We start from the raw sequence: 5,751 nt of genomic DNA on the forward strand, positions 1-5,751 counted from the left end.
GGACCATTCCCGGCCCCTGACGAAGTGTGGTCTCAGTGCGTGCGTAACCGCGTCTGTCATCAGGAGACACTGGACCTCGGCGGGCCGGCGTGCCCTCCAGATCGCCGCAGGAGGCCGGCCCAGGTGGTGGCGGAACGCTCGCCGGTAGCCTCAACTCGGGTTCTCCCGCACCAGTCGCAGCACCAGCAACCGGATGGACGGTCGGTGGCCGGCCCGGCCGCTTGGGTTTCGAGCGGGCAGCGTGCCGACCGGCAATCAGGTGACGGTGCCAACGCAGCACCGGGTCCGGCCGCACCAGGAGCCGTGTCCAACACGGCGACCTGATGCCGCAACACCAGAATCTCGGTGTCCTTCTCCCGATCAGTCATCGGGAGAAGGCGGAGGGCCGCGAAGGTGTTCGCCACGGTCAAGTAGGCCAATTGCAACAGCACAGCCACCCATCACCCCGCGGCACAGCGGTGTCGTGGCCCGTCCCGGAACTGTCAAAAGCCCGGCCCCACTGCCTGCCAGGCACTACCTCTCTCACCTGCACGGACGTAGGTTTCGGCAAGCACACGGTCCGCGGATCTTGGCAGCCACATCACCGGTACACGCCACCGGCACTCCTAGAAGCTCCTATGCGCCCAGGATGGGCCGCCATAACGAGCCGACGACCTGCAAGCCATGAAGGAGTACCGGCAAGGCCAGCGAAACCTCCATACGCAGCGGGCCACCATCGAGATCCGTGCGCGCATTGGCGCCGACCAGGCCTTTGCGAACTGACAGGGCGGTGGCCGGGAGATACGCCGAATGTGGCCCTGAAGCCTCGTCAATCGACCTCACCGGAGGCGTCCGTGCTCTACGTGGAAGCTTAAACCGAGTTATGGAACCTTCGACTGCGTCGCCGAGGGTTGGCATGGTCTGGCCGTTGGTGAGGACGCGCTCACCGGTGGTCCTTGACGGAGAAGGCCGCGGCCCGGGCTCTTTCAGCCTGTGGTGTCGGGGCCTCCGCGCAGGGTGACGAGGGTCGCGGTGAGGGTGGTGAGTGTGGTCAGTGCCAGAGCGGCGGCGAGGATCGCGGCGAGGATCCAGGGCGGGCCGCCCGGGAGGGCGGAGTCCAGCACGCTGAGGCCCGCTGGGATGAGGGTGAGGGCGGCAATCAGCAGGCCGAGGGTGATGCCCGCGGCGGCGACGAGGGTCGCCTCGACGGCCATCATCCGCAGGATCTGCCGGCGGGTGGCTCCGACCAGGCGCATCAGCCCGAATTCCCGCCGGCGTTCGGCGGTCGCGAGGGCCTGGGTGTTGATCAGGGAGATGACCGCGTAGCCGACGACGACGGCGAGGACGAGCCAGGCCATGGTGGCCTGGGTGTGATCCTGATCCTGCTGAGCGGCGGCCAGGCCGTCGCGGTCGGTGAGCTGGAGGCCGGGGCGGCCGATGGAGGTCAGCGCGGTGGCCAGCGCGGTGCGGTCGGCGCCGGGGGCGGCGCTGATGAGGATCTGCGGGACGAGCCCGGTACCGGTGTGCGGGGCCAGCAGCGCGGCCGGCACCAGGGCGGTCTCGTAGCCGCGCCGTGCGTCGATGGTGGCGATGAGCTTGAGCCGGGTGCGGGTTCCGTCGCCGAGCCGCATCGCGATGGGGTCGCCCAGCCGGTGTCCGGTGGCGTAGCGGGTGGGCAGCGCGACAGTGTCGCCTTGCAGCGCGGTCAGGGTTCCGGTGGCGGCGCGGTAGGCGGTCGTCTGGCCGGCTCCCTGGGCAGTGATGCCCTGGAGGGCGAGTTCGGTGGGCTGCGGTCCGGCCGACTCCTCTTCGCCGCTGTCCCTTGAGGGTGTGCGTGCTGTGGCGGGTTCGATGAAGCCGCGGCTGGGGATCTGGGCGGTCGCGGCGGCGACCCCGGGCGTCTTGCGGACGGTGTCGACCGTGTCGAGGGGCAGGCCGCCGGCGGTGGAGGTGAGCACGAGGTCGGCGCGCTGGGCCTTTTCGAAGGCGCGGCGGGTGCCGTCGGACTGGGTGGTCTGCAGGTAGGTCAGGCTGAGGGCCAGTCCGGTGGCGAGCATGACCGGCATCACAGCGGCGGTGAGGCGGGCGGTGCGGGCGCGGGCGTTGGCGGCGGCCAGTTCGCCGGCCAGGCCGGACAGCGCGCGGGCCGGCCGGGTGAGGGCGGCGGTGATGGCGCGGGCCAGGACGGGACCGAGCAGCCCGAACGCGATCGTCCAGACCAGCGCGGCCGGAGTGGCGACGCCGCCGGCGTCAGGGCCGTCGGACCCGGCGGTGCCGAACGCCAGCGCGGCGCCGCCGCCCAGGCACAGCACGCCGAGGACGAGCCGGCCGGCGCTGAACCAGTGGCGCTGCAGCGCGGCCTCGGCGAGCGCTTCGGCCGGGCGGGTGCGCGCCGCCTGGTGCGCGGCCATGAAGGCGGCGCCCAGCGCGGCGGTGACGGCGAGGCCGGCGCCGGCGATCAGCGGGACGGTGCCGGAGCGGAACGCGACCGTGTCGGAGACCACGCCGCCGTGCGCGAAGGCCTCCAGCAGCCGGCGGCCGAACCAGGGGGCAGGGACGAAGGCCAGCGCGGTCGCGGCCACCGCCAGGATCATCGTTTCGGCCAGGATCATCCTGCGGAGCTGGCCAGGGGTGGCACCGACCGCGCGCAGCAGCGCGGTCTGGCGCTGCCGCTGCCGGATCGACAGGCCCACGGTGCCGGCCACCACGAACACCATGGCCAGTGCCGCGAGGCTGCCGAACGCTGCGGCGAGCGGGATCAGGTCGTCGGTGCCTTCGATCAGGCCGGGGTCCTCGGCCCGGCCCCGGTCGTCCCCGGTCAGCACCGCCGGGCCTGACTCGTCGGCGGCCCCGACCGCGGCCGCCACGGCGCGGGCGACCTGGCCGGTGTCGGCGCCGGGCGCGAGCAGTACGCCGACCGAGTCGATCCTGCCGGGGCGTCCGGTCAGGCGGCCCGCGTCGGTGTCGGCGACGAAGACGTCACCGGTGCCGGCTGCCAGCCCGACGATCTGGAATCGTTGGGCGGCCCCGCGCACCAGCAGTTCGACGCTGCCACCGGTGCGCAGCCCGGCCCGGTCGGCCAGGTCCTCGCCCAGCACGACCTGCCCGGGTCCGGACGGCGCGGCACCCTGCGCGAGGCGGTGCGGGGCGAGCCGCGCCGAGGCCCAGTTGTGCCCGGTGACCGCGCCGTGCGAGGCAAGGGCGGCGGGGAAGGAGACGTCCGGCACCGCCGCGGCGACCCCCGGGACCGCGCCGATCTTCGCCGTCAGGGCGGCGTCCAGCTGGGCCCGCTCGGGAAAGATCAGCTCCTGGACGGTGCCGTGGTAGCGCTGGTCACCGGTGACCACGATCGGTGCGGCGGCCAGCCGCTGTGGTGGTGCGGCGGCGCGGATGCCGGTCTCCAGCAGCCCACCGCAGCCCACCACGATCAGCGCGCCCAGGAACAGCGCGGCGAACGAGGCCAGGAAGCCGCCCTTGTGGAAGCGCAGCGTGCGCACCGCGATCCCGATCACTGGCCCGCTCCGCCCGCACCCAGGCGCGTCATCTGCGCGGCGACCCGCTCGATGGTCGGCCGGACCAGCTCGCCGGCCAGGCGCCCGTCGGCCAAGAACAGCGCCCGGTCGGCGTGCGCGGCGGCGACCGGGTCGTGGGTGACCATCACCACCGTCTGCCCCGCCTCCTCGACCGCCTCGCGCAGCAGGCGGAGGACCTCGCGGGCTGTGCCGGTGTCCAGCGCGCCGGTCGGCTCGTCCCCGAACAGCACTGCGGGCCGGGTGATCAGCGCCCGCGCGATCGCCACCCGCTGCTGCTGCCCACCCGACAGCTCACCCGGCCGGCTGCGCAGCCGGCCGCCGAGCCCGACCCGCTCCAGCACCTCCTCCACCGCCCCGCGCTCCGGACGGCGGCCCGCCAGCCGCAACGGCAGCGCCACGTTGTCGTGCACGGTCAGCGCAGGCAGCAGGTTGAACGCCTGGAACACGAAACCGATCCGTCGGCGGCGCAGCCGGGTCCGTTCCCGCTCGCCGAGCGAGGTGAGTTCCACCCCGTCCAGCACCACCGAGCCCGACGTCGGACGGTCCAGCCCGGCGGCGCACTGCAGCAGCGTGCTCTTACCGGAGCCCGACGGCCCCATGATCGCGGTAAAGGTGCCCTTCCGCAGCCCGACGCTCACCTCATCGAGCGCGACCACGCCATTCCCCGCACCGCCATAGACCTTGCGTACCGCCGTCAACCGGACGACGTCGGCAGGACCGGGCACACCGGTCGCACCGCCGCCGAAACGCGCTTCTTGCAGGATGTTCCTCATAGCGATCATCCTCCTCAATAGGGCGGGAAGCAGGGCAGGGTCGATCAGCTGAACCTGCCGTCCACCGATCGGTGGACAAGCGCCCCCGTCCATGGCCGCCAATCGGTGGCTCGACGCGTTCGTCCCTGTTGCGGCGATCCTTAACGGCTGGTCCGCGCGAACGGCCCTTTCGAGCAGTGCGCTCGGGTCGGCGAAGCACGTCGATGTGGCGTCGGGGGCGTACTCCTTTGAGCACTACCGCCCGGTGCAGGGCCGGTCGCCCCGCGGTACAGACTCGACGCCCTCGCCGCAATGCAGGACCGGCTGGAACTGATCTCGCGGTGCACCGAGCGCCTGGTGGACCGGATGAATGCGGCCGCTAACACGGCCAACGCGAAGGTGCTGCTGCACCCGACCGAGTCCCGGCTGTAGTTGGGCGAGCAACCATGTCGCGAGCGGCGTCCATGACTTCCACGGGCGTCGATGCGGCCAGGAGCCGCGGCAACGAAATCCTCTACCGGGCCACCCCGGCAAAGGACAAGCTCTCCAGTGAGATCGCGGAGCGAGCGCGCCGTCGGCGCGGAGACGAAGAGAAATGCGAAGAGGAAAGCTGAGTGAGCACCGCCCTCAGCCACCTCTGCAGCCCGACTGCACCCTCACCTGATGTCCCTCCTGGTGTCGAAGATCAGCACACGGGCCGGAACGGAGGGTCGGGAAGCGATCGAGGCCGAGGCCAGGAAGGTGTACCGCAAGACCGAGAAGCTGTTCTCGATCCGCCGAGGCGTCGCTGAGTGCGCCGGAGGGCACGGTCCGGCAGGTGGTGTTCCCGGCGGTGCCGGGCGGGGAGGGCACGCTGCGGGCACCGGTGGCCGAGGCCGTTCCCGTGAAGATCGCGGGAACGGCCTCGTGCCTGCCAGAGCAGCCTTTCAGGCGGGGACGTCGGTCAGGCGGCGCAGCGTGAACGGCTCGGCGAGGATTTCTTCCAGGACGTGGGCGATGTGCTCGAAGTGCGGCAGCGAGAAGCGGAGGTCGAGCGCGGCGCTGCCGGCCCACTCCTCAACGATGATCATGCGGTCGGGGCGGTTCGGGTCGGTGTACGGCTGGTAGCCCAGGCAGCCCTCCTCGGCCAGGGACGGCGCGACCATCGCGTTCAGCTCGTCCCGCAGACGCTGCTCGTGCCCGGGCTTGGCGGCGAAGCCGGCAATGATGGTGAGGGTGTTCGACACGACGGACTCCTGATCTTCAGTGGTCGATCTTGCTCAAGACCCGACGTGCCCGCCTGCGCCCCGGCGAGGCCGGTGCGGGGAACTTCGGCGGCCAGCGGCGCGTGCCGGGGCTGCGGCGGGAGGAGCTGGCGCTGCTGGCCGGGGTGAGCGTCGACTACTACACCCGCCTGGAACAGGGCCGCGCCCGCAACGTGTCCGCCGACGTCCTGGACGCCGTCGCCGGTGCGCTCGGCCTCGACGCCGACGAACGCGCTTACCTAC

Annotated in this window: 4 protein-coding genes; 1 reads left to right on the plus strand and 3 read right to left on the minus strand. The window is 72.1% G+C overall.

Going from position 1 to position 5,751, the window contains the following annotated elements:
* Positions 1-965: 965 nt before the first annotated feature.
* From E1293_RS43770 to E1293_RS43780, 3 genes are all read right to left on the minus strand, one after another.
* Positions 966-3,491, minus strand: coding sequence for an ABC transporter permease (locus E1293_RS43770; protein WP_132205551.1), 2,526 nt, complete (start codon positions 3,489-3,491; stop codon positions 966-968).
* Positions 3,488-4,285, minus strand: coding sequence for an ABC transporter ATP-binding protein (locus E1293_RS43775; RefSeq protein WP_132205552.1), 798 nt, complete (start codon positions 4,283-4,285; stop codon positions 3,488-3,490). The genes E1293_RS43770 and E1293_RS43775 overlap by 4 nt, the downstream gene beginning before the upstream one ends.
* A gap of 905 nt (positions 4,286-5,190) precedes the next feature.
* Positions 5,191-5,490: a putative quinol monooxygenase gene (locus E1293_RS43780; protein ID WP_132205553.1), complete on the minus strand. Its 300-nt coding sequence runs from the start codon at positions 5,488-5,490 to the stop codon at positions 5,191-5,193.
* A 29-nt stretch (positions 5,491-5,519) separates the two neighbouring features.
* On the opposite strand from E1293_RS43780, the gene E1293_RS43785 reads away from it, so the two are divergent.
* The coding region (locus E1293_RS43785; protein ID WP_243717452.1) for a helix-turn-helix domain-containing protein at positions 5,520-5,751 on the plus strand (232 nt) is incomplete at its 3' end.

The organism is Actinomadura darangshiensis (assembly GCF_004349235.1).
Taxonomy (GTDB): Bacteria; Actinomycetota; Actinomycetes; order Streptosporangiales; family Streptosporangiaceae; genus Spirillospora; species Spirillospora darangshiensis.